The organism is Arthrobacter sp. ISL-28, assembly GCF_018613875.1.
Taxonomy (GTDB): Bacteria; Actinomycetota; Actinomycetes; order Actinomycetales; family Micrococcaceae; genus Arthrobacter.
Genome location: NZ_JAGGPJ010000005.1, coordinates 219,183 through 242,358, shown reverse-complemented (window position 1 = coordinate 242,358; position 23,176 = coordinate 219,183). Strand labels below are relative to the sequence as shown.

Here is a 23,176-nt window from a genome sequence, read left to right as displayed (position 1 = left end):
ACCCCGACGAAGTCTTCGGCGAAGTGATTACTATTGGACTGCCACGTACCAATCTAAGGAGTGTCCGTCCCAGTGAGCGCTGACCCGAGAGTAAGCATCCATCCAGACTCTTCCGTCCTCATGGCCGCAATAGCGGCACGCCTGATCACCAAGCTTGTCGATGTCCAGGACAGGTTCGGTGAAGCAACGGTGGTTTTGACCGGCGGTTCTGTGGGCATCGGTACTCTCAAGGCGGTGGCGGATTCGCCGGCAGCGCCCGCCGTGGACTGGACCAAAGTGAACTTCTGGTGGGGTGACGAGCGGTTTGTCGGTGCCAAGGACCCGGACCGCAATACGCTCCAGGCCCACGAGGCGCTGCTGCAGCACATCAGCGTCGACCCTTCCCGGGTCAACGAGCCAGGTTCCTCGGACGAGTTCGAAAGCCCGGAACTGGCAGCAGAGGATTATGCCCGCCGGCTCAGCGAGGCGGCAGCAGCAGAGCATGCCGCTGACATGTCGGACAACAGGCCGGAGAACCCGGGGAAGCTTCCCCGTTTCGACGTCGTCCTACTGGGTGTGGGACCGGACGCCCACGTGGCGTCGCTGTTTCCGGAGCAGGCAGGCATCCGGGAAAAACAGCTCACGGTGGTAGGAGTGCGCAACTCCCCCAAGCCCCCGCCCGAGCGGATCTCCCTGACGCTTCCCGCGATCAATACGGCAGCAGAGGTATGGATGGTGGTCGCGGGCGAAGACAAGGCAGGGGCGGTTGGGCTGGCCCTGGCGGGAGCCAACCCTGTGCACGTCCCCGCTGCCGGACCGGCCGGACGCTCACGCACTTTGTGGCTGATCGACGAAAACGCGGCTTCCCGCGTTCCCGAGCAGCTAGTCCGCAAGGCCCCCGCGGGCTCGTAGCCTTCGCAGCGCTCCAGCCAGGACTTCTTCCGCGTCTTGGCTGGAGCGTCTTTCTTTAACATAATCAAGGTGGCTTTTGTAGCCGTCGCCGTCGTCGGGGGGCTCTTGGCCCGGGGCGCTGTCGGGATTCCGGGAGGCGGTCTTCCCGCATCGGCGGCAGTCCCATACCTCGGGGATCTGGTCTTCGGGCAGCTTAATGAAAACAGGCCGCGTCTCGTGTCCCTGGACGCACCAATAGGAGACACAAATACGCGGCAGCCGCTCGCCGAGCGGGTCTTCGCCTTGGTTCTTCAGTCCGGCTCCTTCGGTGACACCGACGCGGGTGCCGCGGAAACCGGAAGATGAATGCGCCATCGGGAACTCCTCGCTACTAAGGGCCATGGCTGATAAGGATCAACAGCCACAGTTTAGTGCGGAGTCCCCGATGGCGGCAGGTCATTCGCGGCGCCGGACTTTATTTGCCGGGCCGGCCGACTAGGAGTCGGCTACACCGGTAAAGCGCATCAGCAGACCGAGGGCGATAATCACCGCGCCCCACGTGATGCCAAGGATGACGGTGAACCTGTTCAGGTTCTTTTCTGCCACCCCCGAGGAGCTCAGGCCGGAGCTCATGCCGCCACCGAACATGTCCGACAGGCCCCCGCCGCGCCCTTTGTGGAGCAGGATGAGCAAAGTCAGCAGGAGGCTGGTGATGCCCAGGAGGATCTGCAGAATGACATGAAGAACGTCCACGACGGCCTTTCAGAAGATAGGAAATGCGGGAGTCTGGGCTGCGGACGGACTAGTCCGTCACAAGGTGACTCTCGAACCTGACAATATTAGCAAACTCGGCAGGGTCAAGGCTGGCGCCGCCGACCAACACACCGTCTACGTCAGGCTCGCTGAGGATGGCAGCCACGTTGTTGGCCTTGACCGAGCCGCCATAGAGCAGCCGCACCTTGCCGGCAACGTCCGCGCTGAAGAGTTTCGTCAGTTCCGCCCGGATGGCGGCACACATTTCCTGCGCGTCCTCGGGGCCGGCAACTTCACCCGTTCCGATGGCCCAGACGGGCTCATAGGCGACCACCAGCTCGGCGGCCTGCTCTGCGCTGAGTCCTTCGACGTCGGCGCGGAGCTGGTCCAACGTGTACTGGACGTGGGTGCCGGCCTGGCGGATTTCCAGGCCTTCGCCGACGCACAGCACCGGGGTGACGCCGTGGCGGAAGGCCGCCTTGACCTTGGCGTTGAGAACCTCGTCCGATTCGTTGTGGATGGTGCGGCGTTCGCTGTGCCCCACCAGGACGTACCTGCACCCGAGCTTGTTCAGGAACTGCCCGGAAATGTCGCCGGTGTAGGCGCCGGAGTCGAACTGGGACAGGTCCTGGCCGCCGTAGGCGATGTCGAGTTCGTCGCCCTGGACAAGAGTCTGGACACCGCGAAGATCAGTGAAAGGCGGGAAGACGGCCACTTCCACGCGGTTGTAGTCATGCTTGGCGTCGGACAGGGTCCAGGCAAGCTTCTGCAGGAGGGTGATGCCCTGGACGTGGTCCATGTTCATCTTCCAGTTGCCCGCGATAAGAGGCGTGCGGTCGAAGGTGCCGTTGGTTGACGTTGTCACGTGTTCTCCAAAAAGTGCAGGTAAAAATGTGCTTGTCATGGGCAACAGCCGGCAGGGCGACCGATACTTGGGGCTCAGGCGCCCTGCCGGCTGGGAGTGTTTTAGCGGTCCAGGACGCTCAGTCCGGGGAGTTCCTTGCCTTCAAGGTACTCAAGGCTGGCGCCGCCGCCGGTGGAGATATGCCCGAACTGGTCATCGGCGAAGCCGAGGGTCCGGACTGCGGCTGCTGAGTCGCCGCCGCCCACCACGGTGAAGGCTGCCGTCTCGGTCAGGGCCTGGGCCACAGCACGGGTGCCCGCCGAGAATGCCTCGAACTCAAAGACTCCCATGGGTCCGTTCCAGAACACGGTCTTGGCGGCCTTGATCTGCTCGGCGAAGGCCTTGGCGGAGTCCGGTCCGATGTCCAGGCCGATACCCTGTGTGCCGAAGCTGCTGCTTTCGATGGCCTCCGCGCTGACGGTCTCGTGGTCCGCGTCGGCTGCGAACTTCGCCGCCACCACCACGTCTGTGGGCACCACAAATTCGGTGCCGGCGTCGGCAGCGCGCTTGAGGTATTCCTGGACCACGGGGATCTGGTCTTCCTCCAGCAGGCTGCCCGCGACCTTGTGCCCTTCGGCCGCCAGGAAGGTGAACAGCATGCCGCCGCCCACGAGGATGGTGTCAGCCTTGCCGATGAGGTTGTCGATCACTGCAAGCTTGTCGGAGACCTTGGAGCCGCCGAGCACCACCACGTAGGGGCGCTGGGTGTCTGCCGTGAGCTTGCGCAGCACTTCCACCTCGGTGTGGACGAGATCGCCCTGGTACGACGGAAGCCGGGTGGCGACGTCGTACACGCTGGCGTGCTTGCGGTGCACCGCACCGAAAGCGTCATCCACGAAAGCGCCGTTGTCCCCGGTCAGGGCAACGAGTTCATCCGCGAAGGCGCCGCGCTCGGCGTCGTCCTTGCTGGTTTCGCGGGCGTCGAATCGGACGTTCTCCAAAACCAGGACCTGGCCGTCCTGCAGCGAAGAGGCAAGCTCTTTCGCTGAAGGTCCGACGGTGTCCTCGGCAAGCGAGACCGGGAAGGACGCAAGTTCAGCCAGCCGCGTCACGGCGGGCTTGAGCGAGTATTTCTCTTCCGGGGCGCCCTTGGGGCGGCCCAGATGGGCTGTTACCAGCACGCGGGCACCGGCGTCCGTGAGCTTCGCCAGCACTGGCAGTGAGGCCTTGATGCGGCCGTCGTCAGTCACTGTAGAGCCGTCGAGCGGCACATTCAGGTCACTTCTGACAAGAATGTACCGCCCGCGGACACCTTCAGCGATCAGTTCGTTGAGGGTGTGAAATGTCATGTAGCTAACCCTAGCCCAGCTTGGCTGCGACGAGCTCCGTGAGGTCCACCAGGCGGTTCGAGTAGCCCCATTCGTTGTCATACCAGGAAACAACCTTGACCTGGTTGCCAATGACCTTGGTCAGTCCGGAGTCGAAGATGGAGGACGCGGGGTCACCCACAATGTCGGAGGAGACGATGGGGGCGTCCGTGTAGCTCAGGATGCCCTGGAGCTCGTCGGACTCGGCTGCCTTCTTCAGGGCGGCGTTGACTTCCTCGACCGTGGTTTCGCGGGAGACCGTAACGGTCAGGTCGGTGGCGGAGCCGGTGGGGACAGGAACGCGGATGGCGTAGCCGTCCAGCTTGCCCTTGAGCTCCGGCAGGACCAGGCCGATTGCCTTGGCGGCGCCGGTGGAGGTGGGAACCATGTTGATGGCTGCGGCGCGGGCACGGCGCAGATCGTTGTGCGGGCCGTCCTGCAGGTTCTGGTCTGCGGTGTAGGCGTGGACGGTGGTCATCAGGCCGCGCTCGATGCCGAAGGAGTCATTGATGACCTTGGCCAGCGGGCCGAGGCAGTTGGTGGTGCAGGAGGCGTTGGAGATGATGTGGTGCGCTGCGGGGTCGTAGAGCTCGTGGTTGACGCCCATGACGATCGTGATGTCTTCGTCCGAAGCCGGAGCGGAAATCAGGACCTTCTTGGCCCCGGCATCGATGTGCTTCTTGGCGGCAGCAGCCTTGGTGAAGAAGCCGGTGGACTCGATGACAATGTCGACGCCGAGGTCCTTCCAGGGCAGGTTGGCGGGGTCCCGCTCGGCGAGGACCTTGATGGCGTTGCCGTTGACGACCAGGTTGCCCTCTTTGACCTCAACGGTTTCGGTCAGCCGGCCGCCGACGGAGTCGTACTTCAGCAGGTGGGCAAGTGCCTCGGGGCTGGTGAGGTCGTTGACGGCAACGATCTCGAGGTCCGCACCCTGTGCAAGCGCTGCGCGGAAGTAGTTGCGGCCGATGCGGCCAAAGCCGTTAATACCAATACGGGTGGTCACTTTTTCAGTCTCCTTGGTGCTTGTAGAAGCACTACTAGTTGAGCGGGCGTTCAAGCCAACTAACAGATCCCGCACGCCATTGGGCAGAGATAATTACCAGATCGGAGGGCGACCAGCCACATTGCTGAAGGCTAACCGCCTTCCGTGATCCATCTTACGTTTAAGAAGGTCGGCCCCCGCAAGTGCGGGGGCCGACCGTCCACAATTCGGCCCTAAAGGGCCTCAATGTGAAGTTTGTTACCAATGTGCGTTGCGCACATCACACGCTAGAGCGTAATGAGAGCGGTTGCGTTCGCGCGCGCTGCGGCGAAGCGCTGCGCGACGTCGGCCCAGTTGACGATGTTCCAGAACGCCTTGACGTAGTCGGCCTTGACGTTGACGTAGTCGAGGTAGAAGGCGTGCTCCCACATGTCCAGCATGAGCAGCGGGGTGGTGCCGAGTGCCACGTTGCCCTGCTGGTCGTAGAGCTGTTCGATGACAAGGTTGCCGCCGATGGGCTCGTAGGCCAGGAAGCCCCAGCCGGATCCCTGGAGGCCGAGGGCCGCTGCGGAGAACTGGGCACGGAAGGCGTCGAAGGAGCCGAAGGCGTCGTCGATGGCTGCAGCCAGCTCGCCTTCCGGCTTGTCGCCGCCGTCCGGCGAGATGTTGTTCCAGAACACGGAGTGGTTGATGTGCCCGCCGGTGTGGAAGGCCAGGTCCTTGGAAAGGCGGTTGATGTTGGCGAAGTCGCCCTTGTCGCGGGCGTCCGCGAGCTGGGACAGTGCGTTGTTGGCGCCCGTCACGTACGCTGCATGGTGCTTGCTGTGGTGCAGCTCCATGATCTTTGCGGAGATGTGGGGCTCCAGCGCTGCATAGTCGTAGCTGAGTTCGGGCAGAACGTACTCGGTCACAAAATCCTCCAATGTCGTGGACAGGTTGTCCGGTTTGCTAACTCTCGGATTGTGCATCCGGATGACTGGTCACCCGGAAATTTCCGATGGCGTGACCCTGGCCGCCCAACCGCTTCCGGAGCCGTAACTCCCGGCCCGCCAGGTATCTCCACCATCTGGTCTTGATTCTAGGGGCGCTGCTACTCGTCCAGCATTTCCGGCGTCACATTGGCATCCGTCCCCGGGATACCAAGATCGGAAGCACGTTTGTCCGCCATGGCCAGCAGGCGGCGGATGCGTCCGGCGATGGCGTCCTTGGTCATGGGCGGATCAGCGAGCCGGCCGAGTTCATCGAGGCTGGCCTGTTTGTGGGCCACCCTGAGCTCCCCCGCGTATTTCAGGTGCTCGGGAACGTCGTCCCCCAGGATCTCCAGGGCGCGGTCCACGCGGGCACCTGCGGCCACGGCAGCCTGCGCCGAGCGGCGCAGGTTGGCGTCGTCGAAGTTCGCGAGCCGGTTCGCGGTGGCCCGCACTTCCTTCCGCATCCGTCTCTCTTCCCAGACCATCAAGGCGTCGTGGGCGCCCATCCGGGTGAGCAGGGCGGCGATCGTGTCGCCGTCCCGAATGACCACCCGGTCCACTCCCCTGACTTCACGCGCCTTGGCCTGGATTCCGAGCCGGCGGGCGGCACCGACCAGGGCCAGCGCGGACTCAGGGCCGGGGCAGGTCACTTCCATCGAGGACGAGCGGCCTGGTTCGGTCAGGGATCCGTGGGCCAGGAAGGCACCGCGCCACACCGCTTCGGCATCGGCTGCGGAACCGTTGACGACGACGGAAGGAAGGCCGCGAACCGGGCGGCCGCGGGTGTCCAGGAGCCCGGTCTGCCGGGCGAGCGCCTCGCCGTCGCGGACGACCCGCACCACATAGCGGCTGCCGCGGCGCAGCCCGTTGCCGGAGACCACGATGATTTCACTCTGGTGCCCGTAGACTTCGGCGATCGCCGCCCGCAGGCGACGCGCCGTGGACGCCAGGTCCACTTCGGCTTCGATCACAATCCGGCCGGAGATGATGTGGAGTCCTCCGGCGAAGCGGAGCATGGCCGAGACTTCGGCCTTCCGGACCGATGACTTCTTGATGTCCAGGTGGGACAGTTCTTCCTTGACTGATGCTGTCAGTGCCATGGCACCTTCCTAACTGTTCCCAAAAATATCCTGGTAAGCCGTTGCCAGCCGCAGGGGGTCGTGGACGGGACGCTGACCCGGAGCCCCTACTTTACCCAAGACAACCTCAGCTCCGATCATCCCGGCGGCCCGCTCGAACTCCTTCACGTCCGACACGGAGGCAGGATCAGCCAGCACCACGTCAGCGCTGAACTCCGGGGCGTAGGTGCGCAGGACGTTCAGGTGGTCGGCGGCCGACATGCCCGACGTTTCTTTGGTGTCCATGGCAAGGTTCATGGTGAGGCAGCGTTTGGCCGGCGTGTCACACAGGGCCTGCCGCATCTCGGGCAGCAGCAGGTGCGGGAGGACCGAGGTGTACCAGGACCCCGGGCCGAGGACCACCCAGTCGGCAAGTTCGATGGCCGTCAGCGCCTCAACACAGGCGGGTGCATCTTCGGGCAGCAGCCTGACGCCCTCCAGCGAACCGGCAACGGCACAGCGCGCCTGGCCTTTGATGGTGGTAAGGGTGCTGCTTCCATCCGGGGCGGTCACGCGTACATCACCTTCGATGGTGAGCGGCACCGTGGACATCGGCAACACCTGGCCGCGGGCCCCGAGCAGCGCGCCGGCCCACTTCAATCCGGCCACTGCGTCGCCGAGCAGTTCCCACAGCGTGACGATGAGCAGGTTGCCCATGGCGTGGTCGTCCAGTGAGCCGTCACCCGGGCCCGACCGGAAGCGGTGTTGCATGACGTCACGCCAGGTACGGCCCCAGTCGGTGTCGTCACACAGCGCCGACAGGGCCATGCGGAGATCCCCCGGCGGCAGGACGCCGTACTCCTGACGGAGGCGGCCGGAGGACCCGCCGTCGTCGGCCACGGTGACGATCGCCGTCAGTTCGGATGTCAGCAACCGCAGTGCCGACAGGGACGCCGACAGGCCGTGGCCTCCGCCAAGAGCCACCACAGTGGGTCCTTTGGCCTGCTGGGATCCGGCCAGGCCGGACGGCGGAATAAGGGGCAGCGGGCCAGTCAGAACTCCCATTATTCGCGGCCCAGATCCCGGTGGGTGGTGGTCACCGTGACGCGCGGATACTGTGCCAGTTTCTTGGAAAGCTCGACGGCGACCGCCACCGAGCGGTGTTTCCCGCCGGTGCATCCCACGGCAATGGTGGCGTAGTGCTTGTTCTCGCGCCGATAGCCGTCGAGGACCGGCTCTAGCGCCATCACGTAGCGTTCCACGAAGCTTGGAACGCCCTCGGCCTCGAGGACGTAGTCACTGACGTCCTGGTCGAGGCCGGTGTGCGGCCGCAGTTTCGGCACCCAGTGCGGGTTGGGGATGAACCGGACGTCGGCCACGTAGTTCGCGTCAACGGGCAGTCCGTACTTGAAACCGAAGCTCATGACGTTGAGCCGCAGGGCCACGGGGCCGGTTTCGGTGAAGAGTTCCGTGATGGCGGTGGCCAGACCATGCACGTTGAAGGTGGACGTGTCCAGGACGAGGTCGGAGGAATCACGCAGTTCCTTCAGGAGTTCACGCTCGGCCGCGATGCCGTCCAGGATCCGGCCGCCGCCCTGAAGGGGATGGGGCCGCCGGCCCTGTTCGAAGCGGCGGACCAGGACGTCGTCGCTCGCATCCAGGAAGAGGACCCGGAAGGTGACGCCGCTGGCTGCCAGAGCATGGAGGGCAGCCCGGATGTCGGCGAACAGCGCCTTGCTCCGCACATCCACCACGACAGCGAGCCTCGGGATGGACTGGGGGGCGTGCGACACGAGCTCCGCGAGGGTGCCCAGCATCTGCGGGGGCAGGTTCTCGACGACGTACCAGCCGTGGTCTTCGAGGGCATCGGACGCCGTGCTGCGGCCTGCCCCGGACATGCCCGTCACTACGAGCAGTTCCGCCTCAACTGGCTTGACCGGCGTGAGACCGTCCTCGTCCACGCGGGCTCCCGCCGTCGACTCTGCCATTAATTCCTGCCCCATTCCTGCTGTCCGCTATTGCGTTCTTGCGCCCGCCAATACGCGCGGCAAGATTCCCGTACTTACCCTAGCTAAGTTTCAGGATGCTAGCTAAGTTTCCAGGACTTCACCGGTGGTCATGTTGATCGCGGGCACGGCGTCCGCGGAGTCGCTTCCGGCACCGTTGGCACTGAAATGCGTCACGATGGCTGCGGCGAGGGCCGGACCGATGCCTTTCGCGGCCGTGAGCTCCTCGACGGACGCCGCCTTGATTTTCTTGACGGACCCGAAGTGGGCGAGCAGCGCCTTGCGCTTGGATTCACCCAGGCCGGGCACGCCGTCGAGGGCCGAGACGGTCATGGCCTTTCCGCGCTTCTGCCGGTGGAACGAGATGGCAAAGCGGTGGGCTTCATCACGGATGCGCTGCAGCATGTACAGCCCCTGCGACGAGCGGGGCAGGATGACCGGGAAGTCGCTGTCCGGTAGCCACACCTCCTCGAGCCGCTTGGCCAGACCCACCACGTAGACGTCGTCCACACCGAGGCCGGCGAGGGCACGGGCGGCGGCGTTGACCTGGGGCTTTCCGCCATCCACCACCACAAGGTTGGGCGGGTAGGCGAACTTGGCCCGCGGTGCGGGGGTGGTGGTGTCCGCCACGGACAGGTCCGCTCCGCCCGCCCCATCCGCAACCGCAGGTGTGGCCGCGTCCGTTCCCAGTTCGGAGGCCTCCACCTGGGCCGTCTTGTCCAGCAGATAGTGCCGGAAACGCCGGGTCAGGACATCGTGCATGGCCGCCGTGTCGTCCGCAGCCGCCGCCCCCGTGATGGAGAACTTCCGGTAGTCGGACTTCTTGGGCAGCCCGTCTTCCACCACCACCATGGACGCCACGACATTGGTGCCTTGGACGTGGGAGACGTCATAGCATTCGATCCGCAGCAGCGGCACGGGCAGTTCCAGGGCTTCCTGCAGTTCCTGGAGGGCCTGGGACCGTACCGTCAGGTCGCCGGCCCTCCGCGTCTTGTGCAGTTTGAGGGCGTGTTCGGCGTTCTCCCGGACGGTGGTCATCAGGGCGGCCTTGTCTCCGCGCTGTGGCACCCTAATGTCGACCTTCGCGCCGCGGAGGCCGCCCAGCCACACGGCCAGCTCCGGCGCGTTGCTCGGCTCCACCGGGACCAGCACCTCGCGGGGAAGCCTGCCTTGGACCTCCGCGTCTTCCCCGTAGACCTGCTGCAGAAGGTGCTCCACGAGGTCCGGCGTGGTGGAGTCCTCCACCTTTTCAACGACCCAGCCGCGTTGTCCCCTGACGCGCCCGCCGCGGACGTGGAACACCTGGACGGCGGCCTCGAGTTCGTCCTCGTGCAGCGCGAAAATATCGGCGTCTGTGTCCTCGGCCAGCACCACGGCGTTGCGTTCGAAAACCTTGCGGAGGGCGACGATGTCGTCGCGGAGCCTGGCGGCGCGCTCATAGTCCAGGGTGGCCACGGCGGCGGCCATCTCTTTTTCCAGCCGCCCAATGAAGCGCTTGGCCTCGCCGCCCATGAATGCACAGAAGTCCTCCGCCAGTGCCCGGTGCTCCTCGGGCGTAACTCGGCCCACGCAGGGGGCCGAGCACTTGTCGATGTAGCCGAGCAGGCACGGCCGGCCGCTTGCCTGGGCACGCTTGAGCACCCCGGCGCTGCAGCTGCGGACGGGGAAAACCCGCAGCAGGGTGTCCATGGTCTCCCGGATCGCCCCGGCAGTATAGGGGCCGAAGTAGCGGGTGCCCTTCCGCCGCTCCCCGCGCATGACCTGCACACGGGGCAGCTTCTCCCCCATGGTGACGGCGAGGTACGGGTATGTCTTGTCATCCCGGAACACCACGTTGAACCGCGGTTTGAATTCCTTGATCCAGGTGTATTCCAGCTGCAGGGACTCAAGTTCGCTGCCCACCACCGTCCATTCGACGCTGCTGGCTGCATGGACCATCGCGTGCGTCTTTGGCAGGAGGCCCGCGGGGTTGGCGAAGTACGAGTTCAGGCGAGAGCGGAGGTTCTTTGCCTTGCCGACGTAGATGACCCTGCCGTGGGGATCCCGGAACCTGTAGACGCCCGGATTGGTTGGGATTTCACCCGTCTGGGGTCGGTAACTTGCTGGATCTGCCACGCTTCCAGTCTACTGAGGAGCCGGCGTGCCTGTTGCCGGCCCCCTGGCCGCCCCGGGGACTACCCGGGAGAGGCGTTACTCGATGGCCTTGCTCTGGTTGTAGCTCGTGGACCGCTCCTGGCCGCTGAGCACCGCGATGGCGTCCATGATCCGGTCAGTGACCTGCCGCCGGGCCGGCAGCGAGTGGTCCGGCCCGGTCTTGTCGAAGTACAGCGGCGCGCCGACTTTCATGGTGAAGTGCTGGGGCTTGACCGCGTTGCGGCCCGCCGGCTGCAGCTTCTCCGTGCCGATGAGGCCCACCGGGATGACGGGTGCCCCGGTGGTAAGGGCAAGCCACCCCACGCCGGTACGGCCGCGGTACAGAATCCCGTCCCGAGAGCGGGTGCCCTCAGGGTAGATGCCGATGCCTCGCCCGTCCTCCAGGATGTCCAGGAGTGTCTTCAGTGCCTGGACGCTCGCGGCCTGTTCCCCACGCTCCACGGGAATGGATCCGACAGCCTCAAAGAAGGACCTCATCAGTCGCCCCTTGACGCCTTTGGTGGTGAAGTATTCCGCTTTGGCGAAGAAGGCCACGGGGCGGGGCATCAGTGCCTGGACGATCACGCTGTCCAGGAAGGAGAGATGGTTGGGCGCAACGATGAATGGCCCCTCCTTGGGGACATTCTCCAGTCCGATGACCGTTGGCCGGCAGGTTCCCGAGATCAGCCCCCGGGTGGTCCACCTGATGCCGTCAAACAGCTCCATCGTTGCGCACCTCGCTCATGGCTTCGGCCCGGACGGATTCCAGCTCCTCGATGGTGTTACGAAGGCTCGGTGCGTCGTGGACGACCGCCACGGCGCCCGCTTCCTCCAGTTCGCCGTCGGGGGCAAAGCCCCAACTGACACCGATGCAGTCGATGCCGTTGGCAATCGCACCTGCGACATCCTGTGCACGGTCCCCCACCATCACGGCGTGCTGGGTACGGAGGTCGGCCATGGCGGCGGCAATGATGCCGGTCTTGCCGACCGGACCGGCAGCGGCGGCCGTTTCGTCCACGGCGGACCCCTGGACGGACACGAAGCGGTCGAGTATCTTGTGGTGCTGAAGGACGAGGGGCGCCAGGTGTTCCGGCTTCTGTGTCGCCACGGCGATGGGCCGTCCCGCGGCGGCGTATCCATCCAGCAGCTCGAGAACCCCGGGGTAGAGCCGGCTTTGCGATATGCCGGTGTCGAGATAACGCATTCGATAGCTCCGGATGACCATCTGAAGCTTGGCCGGAGGAACTCCCGCAATAGTCAGCAGTGCATCGCTCAGCTTTGGTCCAACCATGGCGTCCAAGAGCTCCTGGCTCGGAACAGGAATCCCAAATTCCCTGAGGGCCGCGGCAATTCCGTCTGTTATTCCGCCGGCCGGATCGACAAGAGTGCCGTCCAGGTCGAAGATCACGGGCACTATTGTTGAAGTCACCGGCTTAGTTTCTCATGAGAGCACCTTTGCTCAAACTCACATGCCATACGGGGAATATTTCTCCGCCCGACAGGGTGCTCCTGCGCCAGTCCAGGCGGTTGAGCCGCTCCCGGCCCGCCGTGGTCTGCCCTCCTAGCTGAGAATCTCGGCCAGGAACGTGGCTGTGTGGCTCTCCGTTGATTTGGCGAGCTGCTCCGGCGTGCCGGAGGCCACGATCCGTCCGCCGCCTGAACCGCCGTCCGGGCCCAGGTCAACGATCCAGTCGGCACTCTTGATCACGTCAAGGTTGTGCTCGATGGTGATGACGGTGTTGCCCTTGTCCACGAGGCCCTGGAGCACCAGCAGCAGCTTCCTGATATCTTCGAAATGCAGACCGGTGGTGGGCTCGTCCAGGACGTAAATGCTGCGCCCGTTGGAGCGCTTCTGGAGCTCTGCGGCGAGCTTCACGCGCTGCGCCTCGCCGCCGGAAAGTGTGGTGGCAGGCTGACCCAGGCGCACGTAGCCGAGTCCGACATCGACCAGGGTGTTGAGGTGGCGTGCGATCGGGGAGAAGGCCGCGAAGAACTCGGCGCCTTCCTCGATGGGCATGTTCAGCACATCCGCGATGGTCTTGCCCTTGTAGTGCACCTCGAGCGTTTCCCGGTTGTAGCGGGCACCGTGGCACACTTCGCAGGGAACATACACGTCCGGCAGGAAGTTCATCTCGATCTTCAGCGTGCCGTCACCCGAACAGGCCTCGCACCTGCCGCCTTTGACGTTGAAGGAAAAGCGACCGGGCAGGTACCCGCGGACCTTGGCCTCTGTGGTTTCGGCGAAGAGCTTGCGGATGTTGTCAAACACGCCGGTGTAGGTTGCCGGGTTGGACCGCGGAGTTCGTCCGATCGGGCTCTGGTCAACGTGGACCACCTTGTCCAGGTGCTCCAGCCCCTGGACCGACTTGTGCCGGCCGGCCACCTGCTTGGCGCCGTTGAGCTTGTTGGCGAGCACCTTGTAGAGGATCTCGTTGACGAGGGTCGACTTGCCCGAGCCGCTGACTCCGGTCACCGCGGTGAAGAGCCCCAGCGGGAAAGCGGCATCGACGTTAATGAGGTTGTTTTCCCTGGCTCCGATGACTTTCAGTTCACGCTTTTTGTCATACTTGCGCCGTTTCTTGGGAAGGTCGATCTTCTTGCGCCCGGCGAGGTAGTCCCCGGTCAGGGATGCCCTGTTCTCGAGCAGGGCGGCGTAGGAACCGGAGTGGACCACCTGGCCGCCGTGCTCCCCCGCCCCGGGCCCGATGTCGACGATCCAGTCGGCTTCATGGATGGTGTCTTCATCGTGCTCGACCACGATGAGCGTATTGCCCATGTCCCTGAGCCGGGTGAGGGTCTCGATGAGCCGGCGGTTGTCCCTCTGGTGCAGGCCGATGGACGGCTCGTCCAGGACGTAGAGCACGCCCACGAGGCCGGAGCCGATCTGCGTGGCGAGCCGGATCCGCTGCGCTTCGCCGCCGGAAAGAGTAGCGGACGGGCGTTCGAGGTTCAGGTATTCGAGGCCGACATCCAGCAGGAAGGTCAGGCGGGCCTGGATTTCCTTGAGGACCTGGTGGGCGATCTGCGCCTCGCGCCCGGTCAGGACAAGGTTGTTGAGGAAATCAGCGCATTCGCGCATGGGCAGCGCCGCCACCTGCGCAATTGACTTGCCGTTGATCAGCACGGACAACGACGCCGGGTTGAGCCGGGCGCCGTTGCAGGCAGCGCATGGAACCTGCCGCATGTATTCCTCATAGCGGTCGCGGGCCCAGTCCGAGTCCGTCTCGCCGTGTTTGCGGTGCACGTACTGGATGGCGCCTTCGAAGCCCGTGCTGTATTTACGCTCCCGGCCAAACCGGTTGCGGTACTGAACCACGACCTTGTGGTCCTTGCCATGAAGGACAGTCTGGCGGACGTCTGCGGGCAGCTTCTCCCACGGGGTGTCCATGGAGAATCCCACCTCCTTGGCGAGTCCCTCCAGGAGCCGGTTCCAGTATTCGGTGGTGGCAGTGCCGAGTGACCACGGAGCGATGGCGCCTTCGGCCAGCGAAAGCTCCGGGTTGGGGACGATGAGTTCCTCATCAACTTCGAGCTTGGTACCGATGCCGCTGCAGGCCGAGCAGGCGCCGAACGGATTGTTGAAGGAGAACGACCTCGGCTCAATTTCATCGATGGCCAGCGGATGCTCGTTCGGGCATGCGAGGTTTTCGGAGAAGGCCCGCAGGCGGTCAGGCGCATCGGCATCGCGGTCCACGAATTCGGCCAGCACGCGGCCTTCGGCCAGTCCCAGGGCTGTTTCGATGGAGTCGGTCAGGCGCTGGCTGATGCCCTCCTTGACCACCAGGCGGTCCACCACCACTTCGATGGTGTGCTTGAACTGCTTGCCCAGCTTGGGCGGATCGCTGAGCTGAATGAGCTCGCCGTCCACGCGGGCGCGGGAATAGCCCTTCGCTGTCAGTTCCTTGAAGAGGTCCACAAACTCGCCCTTGCGGCCGCGCACCACGGGGGCAAGGATCTGGAAGCGGGTGCCGTCCTCCAGTTCCAGCAGCTGGTCCACGATCTGCTGCGGTGTCTGCTTGATGACCGGCTCGCCGCAGACCGGGCAGTAGGGACGGCCGACGCGCGCCCACAGAAGACGCATGTAGTCGTAGATCTCGGTGATGGTACCGACAGTTGAGCGGGGGTTCTTGCTCGTGGACTTCTGGTCGATGGACACGGCCGGGGAAAGGCCCTCGATGAAGTCGACATCGGGCTTGTCCACCTGGCCGAGGAACTGCCGGGCGTAGGCCGACAGTGATTCGACGTAGCGGCGCTGACCCTCAGCAAAGATGGTGTCGAAGGCAAGGGACGACTTGCCAGAGCCGGAGAGGCCGGTGAAGACGATCATGGCGTCGCGCGGCAGGTCGAGGTCCACGTTGCGCAGGTTGTGCTCGCGTGCGCCCTTGACGATCAGGCGGGACAGATCCGGGTGGGCCGGTTTCGCACGGTCCGGCTTAGAGGGGTTCAGCGGCACGACGGCGGAGTGGGAATCAACGGCTGTTTCGTCAGCTACGGCTTTAGGCACCCACTAATGCTAATCGAAAACTTCTTCGAATATCCATGTGGCCCTGCTATTCAGCGTCGTAGGCGGCGGCCAGCAGGTGAACGGCCTCGGCGAAGGTGGCGCCCTGTGACTTTGCCGCAGCGGCATAGTCGGCGGCGGCTGCTGAGAGGGCCCCCCACCGTTCATCCCGGGCGCAGACGACGGTGCCGTTCCGGCCCTTCGTGGCCACCACGCCGGCGGCTTCCAGCTCCTTGTAGGCCCTCGCCACCGTATGCGGAGCGACGCTGAGAACCTCGGCAAGGTTCCTGACCGCAGGCAGGCGGGTACCCGGGGCGAGCTTTCCCTGGTCGGCCTGCTCGATGATGTGGAGCCTGAGCTGTTCATAGAGGGCGACGGAACTGGCGTGGTTGGGCTTCCACTGCCCGGGGAAGGCGTGGTGTGCGCTCACAGGACGGACTCCCCGAAGCCGCGGAACTGTGCGTTGTACAGCCGTGTGTAATATCCGCCACCGGACAGCAAGCTCTGGTGGGTTCCCTGTTCAACGACGCGTCCGTGATCCATGACCAAGATTAGATCAGCGTCCCGGATCGTGGACAACCTGTGGGCAATAACGAAGCTCGTCCTTCCCTGCCGCAGCCGGTTCGTGGCCAGCCGGATTTGCACCTCCGTCCTGGTGTCCACGGAGCTGGTGGCCTCATCCAGGATGAGGACACCGCGCCCGGCAAGTTCCGCCCGCGCAATCGTGATGAGCTGCCGCTGCCCCTTGCTCAGCGAGTCGCCGTCGTTGCCGAGCTCCGTGGAGTAGCCGGCCGGCAAGGCACGGACGAAATGGTCCACGCGGGTCGCTTCTGCTGCGGCCAGAATCTGAGCGTCGCTTGCCCCCGGCCACCCGTATTCGATGTTGTCGCGGATGGTCCCGGTGAAGAGCCAGACGTCCTGCGGCACGACGCCGAAGTTGGACCGCAGTGAATCGAGAGGCACGGTGGCGATGTCGGTGCCGCCAAAGGTGATGCGCCCGGAGTCCGGCTCGTAGAAGCGCATCAGCAGGTTCACCACGGTGGTTTTGCCGGCACCCGTGTGGCCCACGATGGCGACTGTCTGCCCCGGCAGTACGGAGAAGGTCACCCCGCGGACCGCCGGGATGCCCGGAACGTAGCCGAAGGTCACGTCGTCGAAGTCGATCCGCCCGCTGAGCCGCTTCTCCCCGGCCTTGGCCCGGCCCTCCGGCGGGATCTCCGGCGCGTCCAGGAGCGCAAAAACCCGCTCAGCGGAAGCCGCGCAGGATTGCATCACGGTCAGCATGCCGCCGATCTGCCCCAGGGGCTGGGTGAAAAGCCTGCTGAACTGGATGAAGGCTTGGATGCCGCCAATGGTCATGGCTCCGGCCGCGACCTGAAGGGCACCCACGACGGCAACCGCCACATAGTTGAGGTTTGCGATAAACACCATCAGCGGCTGCAAGGCACCGGAGACGTACTGCGCCTTGGCGGACGTGTGCGCCAGGCGGTCGTTTCCGTACCCGAAAATTTCCGCCACGGCGTCCTGCTGCCCAAAGGCCTTGATGACCTCGTGACCGGAGACGAATTCCTCGATATGTGCGTGCAGGGCTCCCGTGGAGGCCCACTGATCGGCGTAATGCGCCTGCGACTTCCTGGCAACGAGCACCGTCACGAGAGTGGACACCGGCACCGATACGAGGGCTATCGCCGCCAGCAGGGGCGAGATCCAGAGCATCATTGCCAGCGAGCCGCACAGCATCAGCACGGCCATGATCAGCTGCGTGAGCAGCTGGTTGAGGGACTGGGAGATATTGTCGACGTCGTTGGTCGCCCGGCTGAGGACGTCACCGCGCGTCTGTTCCTGGAAATGTGACGACGGCAGCCGGTGGAGCTTGTCTTCAACCGCCGTCCGCAGTTGGAGGACGAGTCGCTGCACCGCGCTGGCCGTGAGCACACCCTGAACCCAGTTGAAGAGCGATGCCCCGACGTACAGCAATGCCACCACCGCGAGCAGCCCAGCCAGCTTGCTCTCATCAAAAATGCCGCCGATGACGGGCTCCACGACGACATCCGTGGCGTCACCCAGGAGCTTCGGCGCCGTCACATTGAGAGCCGCGAACCCGCAGGTGGCTGCAATCGCGATGATCATCCTTCCCCTGACAGGCGCCAGGAGCCCGATGAGCCGCGCGGATGCGGCCCAGAAGAGGCTGGCCGGCCTTACGGCGGCATGTGCCCCCTTCATGGCAGCTCGTCCAGGGCGAGTTGCGACTCGGCGATCTCGCGGTAGGTGCGCGACGTCTGGAGGAGATCCCGGTGGGTCCCCTGGGCCACAAGCCGGCCCTCATTCAGGACGAGGATTTGCCCGGCATCCATGATGCTGGCAACCCGCTCGGCGACGATAATGACGGCGGCGGAGCCCAGGGCCGGTGCCAGTGCCTGCCGCACCCTGGCCTCCGTGGCGTAGTCCAGGGCGGAGAAACTGTCGTCGAAGAGGAAGAGTTCCGCCTTCCGGAGAATGGCGCGGGCAATACAGAGCCGCTGCCGCTGGCCTCCCGAAAGTCCGGCGCCGCCCTGACCTACCGCGGCATTCAGGCCGTTTGGCAGGTTCCGGACAAACTCGTCGGCCTGTGCCCGCCGAAGAGCCTGCCAGAGGTCCTCGTCGCTGGCCCCGGGTGCAGCCATCCGCAGGTTTCCGGCGACTGTACCGGCAAAGAGGTAGGCCTGTTGCGGGACTATCGCCATCCGGGCCCGGAGGTCGTCCAGCTGAAAGGTCCGGATGTTCCGCCCGCCAAAGCGGATTTCACCGTCGACGGCGTCCAGGAAGCGCGGCAGCAGGTTCAGCAGCGTGGACTTGCCGCTGCCCGTGGAGCCGATGATCGCCGTGGTGGCGCCGGCGCGGGCGGTGAATGAGATGCCGGCAAGAACCGGGGTTTCCGCACCGGGATAGGCGAAGACGACATTCCGGAACTCGACTGTCCCCGCGGCAACGGTCCCGTCGTTGACGTCCCCCGAGGCTGCGTGTTCCGTTCCGTCTGTTCCGGCGGCAGCGGCACCGTCTGTTCTGGCGGCAGTGGCACCCTGGGGGAACACGCCGGAGGCAGCGAACGGCAGGGCAGGGCCGGCGATGGCGGGCTCCACGTCCAGCACCTCTTGGATGCGTTCAGCGCAGACGGCTGCACGGGGGGCGGTCATGAACACGTACATGGCCATCATGATGGCCAGCAGGATTTGCAGGATGTACGCGATGAAGGCGGTCAGCGCACCGACCTGCATCCTGCCGCTTTGGATCAGATGCCCGCCGAACCAGACCACCGCCACGGCCGACAGATTGACCACGATCATGATCATGGGCAGCATCCCGGCCACCAGGAGCGCTGACTGGAGATTGTTGCGCGTCAGTTTCCGGTTCGCCTCGGCAAAGCGGCGTGCCTCGTGGTCCTGCCGCACAAATGCCCGGATGACGCTGGCGCCGATGATCTGTTCGCGCAGGATCCGCGTAACGCCGTCGATCAGCTCCTGGCCCTGCCGGTAGAGCGGAATTAAGCGCCGGACGATGAGGGCCATGATCAGAACCAGCAGCGGAACAATGGCAATCACGACGGCGGACAACGTCGCGTCCTGCTGGACTGCCAGGACGATGCCTCCGATGCCCATGACGGGCGCGGCGGCCAGCATGGTGAAGACCAGCACGGCGAAGGTCTGGATCTGCTGCACGTCATTGGTGGCCCGCGTGACCAGGCTGGGAGCGCCGAAGGCACCGACCTCCTGGGAAGACATGGTCTGAACTTTGCCGAAAAGGTCCCGTCGGAGCCGGTGGCCGATCTTCATGGCCACCACAGCGCCGAGGTAGCCTGCGCCGAGTGCAGCGGTAACCTGGACGACCGACAGTGCGACCATCCAGCCGCCGAGGCGGAGGATCACGTCCGTCCGCCCGGCCAGGATGCCGTCGTCGATGACGCTGGCGTTCAGAGTGGGGAGCATCAAATTGCCGGCAGTCTGGATCATTTGCAGCACGACGATGGCCCACACCGAGGTGCGCTGTTCTGAGAGGAGGCGGCTCATCAGGCCTAAGAGCACCCGGCCTCCTCCCACGCTCGTGCACAACAGGAGCCTTTGCGACCCGGCTCCGTAACCACTTGGTCCTTGTAAGCTACATCACAGCCACCATTACATGGTGACTAGGACGCGCGCCAACGGAGTACGGTTCAATGGTCGATCGCCACGGGGAACGACGACGCCCTAAAGTTTCCGGGCGACGGCGAAGATCCGGCGGAACGGAAACACAGTGCCGTGGTCCGTAACCGGGTAGGCCTCTGCCAGCAGCGCGGCATATTCCTCCTCAAACCTGGCGCCATCCTCCCTGGAGAGAGCAGCCAGGACAGGCCGCAGGCCCGTCCCGCGCACCCATTCGAGGACGGGGTTTTCCCCGGGCAGCAGCTGCAGGTACGTTGTCTCCCAGGCGTCCGCCGCGCAGCCGGCGTCGAGCATGATTTCGAGGTAGCGGGCAGGTTCGGCGACGGCATCATCGTGACGGAGGATGCCGTCGAGCTTGTCGGCCCAGGCAGGTGATTCGGCGAGTTGGCGCATGAGCGTGTGGGAAGGGGAACTGAAGTTGCCCGGCACCTGGAGGGCGAACCACGCCCCCGGGCTGAGCGCGTCCAGCCATCCCGGGAGCAATTCCCGGTGCTCCGGAATCCACTGCAGCGCTGCGTTGCTCACCACGACGTCGGTCTCCGGCGACGGGGCCCACGAGGCGATGTCGCCGAGGCTGAACTCCAGATTCACTGCAGCCTCCGCGAGGGCTTCAGCTTTGGAGAGCATCTCCGGCGAGGAATCGACGCCCCGCACCCGGGATCCCGGCCAGCGTTCGGCCAGGGCGGCCGTCAGGTTGCCCGGGCCGCATCCCAGATCAACCACCTCACGCGGCGCAGTTGCATCGATACGTCCGGTCAGGTCAAAGAACGGGCGCTGGCGGTAGTCGCCGAACTGGACATACTTGGTGGGATCCCAGTGCACATGGCCTCCGTGGCTCGAAACGGCGGGGTCGGCGCCAGCTGCCGGACGCCTGACGGCGGCCACCCGAAGGGGCAGCCAACGCGAGCCTAGCGCCGACGCCGGGAGAAAGCACGCTGCGCAGGCACACGCACTAAGCTGGAAGGCAATGAAACTTGTTGAACAGCTCCCCGCCCCGGCCGCACGGACCGCAACAGCAGAGGTTGACCCGGATTCGCTCTACATGCGCTTTCTGGAATGGACGGAAAGCCGGGGACTTGAGCTGTATGCCGCCCAGGACGAGGCCATCATGGAACTCGCCACCGGCGCCAACGTGATCCTGGCGACGCCCACCGGCTCAGGGAAGTCCCTCGTTGCCATTGCCGCGCACTTCCAGGCGATGGCCCGCGGGGACCGCAGCTACTACACGGCCCCGATCAAGGCCCTCGTCTCAGAGAAGTTCTTCGCCCTGTGCGAGATTTTCGGGGCCGAGAACGTGGGCATGATCACCGGCGATTCCGGCGTCAACCAGGACGCCCCGATCATATGCTGCACGGCGGAGATCCTGGCCAATATCGCCCTGCGCGAAGGCGCGGCCGCCGATCTTGGGTCCGTGATCATGGATGAGTTCCATTTCTACTCTGATCCCCAGCGCGGCTGGGCCTGGCAGGTCCCGCTGCTCGAACTGCCGCAGGCCCAGTTCCTCCTGATGTCCGCGACCCTGGGCGATGTCAGCCGCTTCGAGGACGGCATGACGGAACTCACGGGACGGCCCACCACAACAGTCAGTTCGGCCGAGCGCCCCATTCCGCTGCACTACTACTATCACCAGACCCCCGTGCACGAGACGCTCGAGGAACTGCTGTCCACCAAGCAGGTACCGGTCTATGTGGTTCATTTCAGCCAGGCCGAAGCCATCGAGCGGGCCCAGACGCTGATGAGCATCAATGTCTGCAGCCGCGAAGAAAAGGACAAGATCGCCGAGCTGATCGCCAACTTCCGCTTTGCCGCCGGCTTCGGCAAGACCCTTAACCGCCTGGTCCGCCACGGCATCGGGGTTCACCACGCCGGCATGCTGCCGAAGTACCGCCGCCTGGTGGAGCAGCTCGCCCAGGCCGGCCTGCTGAAGGTCATCTGCGGCACTGACACCCTGGGCGTGGGCATCAACGTGCCCATCAGGACCGTGCTGCTCACCGCGCTCAGCAAGTATGACGGCGTCCGCACCCGCCTGCTCAACTCCCGTGAATTCCATCAGATCGCCGGCCGCGCCGGGCGTGCCGGCTACGACACCGCCGGCACCGTGGTGGTCCAGGCGCCGGAGCACGTGGTGGAGAACGTCAAGGCCATGGCCAAGGCAACGGCGAAGTTCGGCGATGACCAGAAGAAGCTGCGCCAGGTGATCAGGAAGAAGCCGCCGGAAGGCTTTGTCTCCTGGGGAGAGCCCACCTACAACCGGTTGGTGGAGTCCGTTCCGGAGCCGCTCACCTCCAGCTTCACCGTCACCCACGCGATGCTCATGAACCTGATGGAGCGGCCCGGAGACCCGTTCGCTGCTGCGCGGCGCCTGCTTACCGAGAACCACGAAACGCGGCCGTCGCAGCTCCGGCTCATGAAGAAGGCACTGAGCATTTACCGCGAGCTGCTGGCCGCCGAGGTCGTGGAACGCATCCCGCCCGAGGAGCAGGGTGCGGACGGCAGGACCGTCCGCCTCACTGTCCACCTGCAGCCGAACTTCGCCCTGAACCAGCCGCTCTCGCCGTTCGCCCTGGCGGCGCTGGAACTGCTGGATCCGGAGTCGCCGTCGTATGCCCTTGACGTGGTGTCGGTGATCGAGGCCACGCTGGAAAAGCCGCGGCAGATCCTCTCAGCCCAGCAGAAGAAGGCCCGCGGCGAGGCCATTGCGGCGATGAAGGCCGACGGCATCGAATACGAGCAGCGGATGGCGATGCTCGACGAGGTGACGTACCCGCAGCCCCTCGCGGAGATCCTCGGCGAGGCGTTCGAGGTCTACCGGAAGGCTGCGCCGTGGATCGGTGACTTTGAACTGGCGCCGAAGTCCATCATCCGCGACATGTACGAACGTGCCATGAACTTTGGCGAGTTCGTCCAGTTCTACGGGCTGGCGCGCTCCGAGGGCATCGTGCTGCGGTACCTGGCCGATGGCTTCAAGGCCCTGCGCCAGACCGTGCCTCAGGATCTCCTGAGGGAGGACCTTGAGGACCTCATCGCGTGGCTCGGCGAACTGGTCCGCCAAGTCGATTCGAGCCTGCTGGACGAGTGGGAGGAGCTGACCTCCGGAGCGGCGCCGACCCCCCACGACGCGCCACCTCCGCCGCCGCCGTCGCTGACGTCGAACATCCGCGCGTTCCGGGTCATGGTGCGGAACGAGATGTTCCGGCGCGTGGAACTTTTCGCGGACGAGGATGCGGCCGCGCTGGGCGAGCTCGACGGCGATGCGGGCTGGGACGCGGACCGCTGGGAAGACGTGCTGGACGACTACTTCGATGAACACGATGACATCGGCACCGGCCCCGCGGCCCGCGGCCCGGGACTGCTGATGATCACCGAGGGCCCGGAAGCATGGACGGTCCGCCAGATCTTCGACGATCCGGCGGGTAACCACGACTGGGGCATCTCAGCCGAAGTCGATCTGGCCGCCTCCGACGAAACCGGCACGGCCGTGGTCCGCGTGACCGAGGTCAACAGGCTCTGACATCC

Annotated in this window: 19 protein-coding genes; 2 read left to right on the top strand and 17 right to left on the bottom strand. The window is 65.0% G+C overall.

The window, feature by feature from the left end; translation table 11 throughout:
- The first annotated feature begins 72 nt into the window (after positions 1-72).
- Positions 73-891: a 6-phosphogluconolactonase gene (gene pgl / locus J7E80_RS03915; protein WP_215050164.1), complete on the top strand. Its 819-nt coding sequence runs from the start codon at positions 73-75 to the stop codon at positions 889-891.
- Here pgl and J7E80_RS03910 read toward each other — a convergent pair.
- From J7E80_RS03910 to J7E80_RS03830, 17 genes are all read right to left on the bottom strand, one after another.
- Positions 862-1,245 (bottom strand): RNA polymerase-binding protein RbpA, encoded by a 384-nt coding sequence (locus J7E80_RS03910; protein WP_215050163.1) that lies wholly within the window; start codon positions 1,243-1,245, stop codon positions 862-864. The two genes, pgl and J7E80_RS03910, sit on opposite strands and share 30 nt — an antisense overlap.
- Before the next feature lie 120 nt (positions 1,246-1,365).
- Positions 1,366-1,623: a preprotein translocase subunit SecG gene (gene secG, locus J7E80_RS03905; RefSeq protein WP_214967048.1), complete on the bottom strand. Its 258-nt coding sequence runs from the start codon at positions 1,621-1,623 to the stop codon at positions 1,366-1,368.
- Between the two features lie 49 nt (positions 1,624-1,672).
- Positions 1,673-2,488 (bottom strand): triose-phosphate isomerase, encoded by an 816-nt coding sequence (gene tpiA, locus J7E80_RS03900; protein ID WP_215050162.1) that lies wholly within the window; start codon positions 2,486-2,488, stop codon positions 1,673-1,675.
- Positions 2,489-2,589: 101 nt separating this feature from the next.
- Complete coding sequence (locus J7E80_RS03895; protein WP_215050161.1) at positions 2,590-3,816, bottom strand: phosphoglycerate kinase; 1,227 nt, start codon at positions 3,814-3,816, stop codon at positions 2,590-2,592.
- A gap of 10 nt (positions 3,817-3,826) precedes the next feature.
- Positions 3,827-4,837, bottom strand: a complete 1,011-nt coding sequence (gene gap, locus J7E80_RS03890; RefSeq protein ID WP_215050160.1) for a type I glyceraldehyde-3-phosphate dehydrogenase — start codon at positions 4,835-4,837, stop codon at positions 3,827-3,829.
- A 266-nt stretch (positions 4,838-5,103) separates the two neighbouring features.
- Entirely contained in the window at positions 5,104-5,727 is a 624-nt protein-coding gene (locus J7E80_RS03885; protein ID WP_215050159.1) for a superoxide dismutase, read from the bottom strand.
- A 179-nt stretch (positions 5,728-5,906) separates the two neighbouring features.
- Entirely contained in the window at positions 5,907-6,887 is a 981-nt protein-coding gene (gene whiA, locus J7E80_RS03880) for a DNA-binding protein WhiA (RefSeq protein ID WP_215050158.1), read from the bottom strand.
- 9 nt (positions 6,888-6,896) lie between these two features.
- Positions 6,897-7,910, bottom strand: a complete 1,014-nt coding sequence (gene yvcK, locus J7E80_RS03875; protein ID WP_215050157.1) for a uridine diphosphate-N-acetylglucosamine-binding protein YvcK — start codon at positions 7,908-7,910, stop codon at positions 6,897-6,899.
- Positions 7,910-8,833 carry an RNase adapter RapZ gene (gene rapZ / locus J7E80_RS03870; protein WP_215050156.1) on the bottom strand — a complete coding sequence of 308 codons (924 nt, stop codon included), beginning with the start codon at positions 8,831-8,833 and terminating at the stop codon, positions 7,910-7,912. Before rapZ ends, yvcK begins: the two co-directional genes overlap by 1 nt.
- A gap of 102 nt (positions 8,834-8,935) precedes the next feature.
- On the bottom strand, positions 8,936-10,966 hold the full coding sequence (gene uvrC, locus J7E80_RS03865; protein WP_215050155.1) for an excinuclease ABC subunit UvrC: 2,031 nt from the start codon (positions 10,964-10,966) through the stop codon (positions 8,936-8,938).
- Between the two features lie 75 nt (positions 10,967-11,041).
- Positions 11,042-11,710: a 1-acyl-sn-glycerol-3-phosphate acyltransferase gene (locus tag J7E80_RS03860; RefSeq protein ID WP_215050154.1), complete on the bottom strand. Its 669-nt coding sequence runs from the start codon at positions 11,708-11,710 to the stop codon at positions 11,042-11,044.
- Positions 11,697-12,413: an HAD hydrolase-like protein gene (locus tag J7E80_RS03855; RefSeq protein ID WP_215050153.1), complete on the bottom strand. Its 717-nt coding sequence runs from the start codon at positions 12,411-12,413 to the stop codon at positions 11,697-11,699. Before J7E80_RS03855 ends, J7E80_RS03860 begins: the two co-directional genes overlap by 14 nt.
- A gap of 132 nt (positions 12,414-12,545) precedes the next feature.
- The gene (gene uvrA, locus J7E80_RS03850) at positions 12,546-15,488 is read right to left on the bottom strand and encodes an excinuclease ABC subunit UvrA (protein ID WP_215050152.1); all 2,943 of its coding nucleotides are present in this window, start codon (positions 15,486-15,488) and stop codon (positions 12,546-12,548) included.
- Between the two features lie 46 nt (positions 15,489-15,534).
- Positions 15,535-15,915, bottom strand: coding sequence for a GntR family transcriptional regulator (locus J7E80_RS03845; RefSeq protein ID WP_215050151.1), 381 nt, complete (start codon positions 15,913-15,915; stop codon positions 15,535-15,537).
- Complete coding sequence (locus J7E80_RS03840; protein WP_215050150.1) at positions 15,912-17,708, bottom strand: ABC transporter ATP-binding protein; 1,797 nt, start codon at positions 17,706-17,708, stop codon at positions 15,912-15,914. The genes J7E80_RS03845 and J7E80_RS03840 overlap by 4 nt, the downstream gene beginning before the upstream one ends.
- Positions 17,705-19,528, bottom strand: a complete 1,824-nt coding sequence (locus J7E80_RS03835; protein ID WP_215050149.1) for an ABC transporter ATP-binding protein — start codon at positions 19,526-19,528, stop codon at positions 17,705-17,707. The genes J7E80_RS03840 and J7E80_RS03835 overlap by 4 nt, the downstream gene beginning before the upstream one ends.
- Positions 19,529-19,705: 177 nt before the next feature.
- Entirely contained in the window at positions 19,706-20,482 is a 777-nt protein-coding gene (locus J7E80_RS03830) for a trans-aconitate 2-methyltransferase (protein ID WP_215050148.1), read from the bottom strand.
- Positions 20,483-20,627: 145 nt separating this feature from the next.
- Here J7E80_RS03830 and J7E80_RS03825 point away from each other — a divergent pair, with 145 nt between their 5' ends.
- On the top strand, positions 20,628-23,171 hold the full coding sequence (locus tag J7E80_RS03825; RefSeq protein ID WP_215050147.1) for an RNA helicase: 2,544 nt from the start codon (positions 20,628-20,630) through the stop codon (positions 23,169-23,171).
- The last annotated feature ends 5 nt before the right edge of the window (positions 23,172-23,176 follow it).

What these genes read in the sequence shown, in the direction of transcription:
- J7E80_RS03860 (WP_215050154.1), bottom strand. Translation starts at nt 11,710, where the DNA reads ATGGAGCTGTTTGACGGCATCAGGTGGACCACCCGGGGGCTGATCTCG.
- J7E80_RS03835 (WP_215050149.1), bottom strand. Translation starts at nt 19,528, where the DNA reads ATGAGCCGCCTCCTCTCAGAACAGCGCACCTCGGTGTGGGCCATCGTC.
- whiA (WP_215050158.1), bottom strand. Translation starts at nt 6,887, where the DNA reads ATGGCACTGACAGCATCAGTCAAGGAAGAACTGTCCCACCTGGACATC.
- rapZ (WP_215050156.1), bottom strand. Translation starts at nt 8,833, where the DNA reads ATGGCAGAGTCGACGGCGGGAGCCCGCGTGGACGAGGACGGTCTCACG.
- J7E80_RS03825 (WP_215050147.1), top strand. Translation starts at nt 20,628, where the DNA reads ATGAAACTTGTTGAACAGCTCCCCGCCCCGGCCGCACGGACCGCAACA.
- J7E80_RS03840 (WP_215050150.1), bottom strand. Translation starts at nt 17,708, where the DNA reads ATGAAGGGGGCACATGCCGCCGTAAGGCCGGCCAGCCTCTTCTGGGCC.
- J7E80_RS03910 (WP_215050163.1), bottom strand. Translation starts at nt 1,245, where the DNA reads ATGGCGCATTCATCTTCCGGTTTCCGCGGCACCCGCGTCGGTGTCACC.
- J7E80_RS03895 (WP_215050161.1), bottom strand. Translation starts at nt 3,816, where the DNA reads ATGACATTTCACACCCTCAACGAACTGATCGCTGAAGGTGTCCGCGGG.
- yvcK (WP_215050157.1), bottom strand. Translation starts at nt 7,910, where the DNA reads ATGGGAGTTCTGACTGGCCCGCTGCCCCTTATTCCGCCGTCCGGCCTG.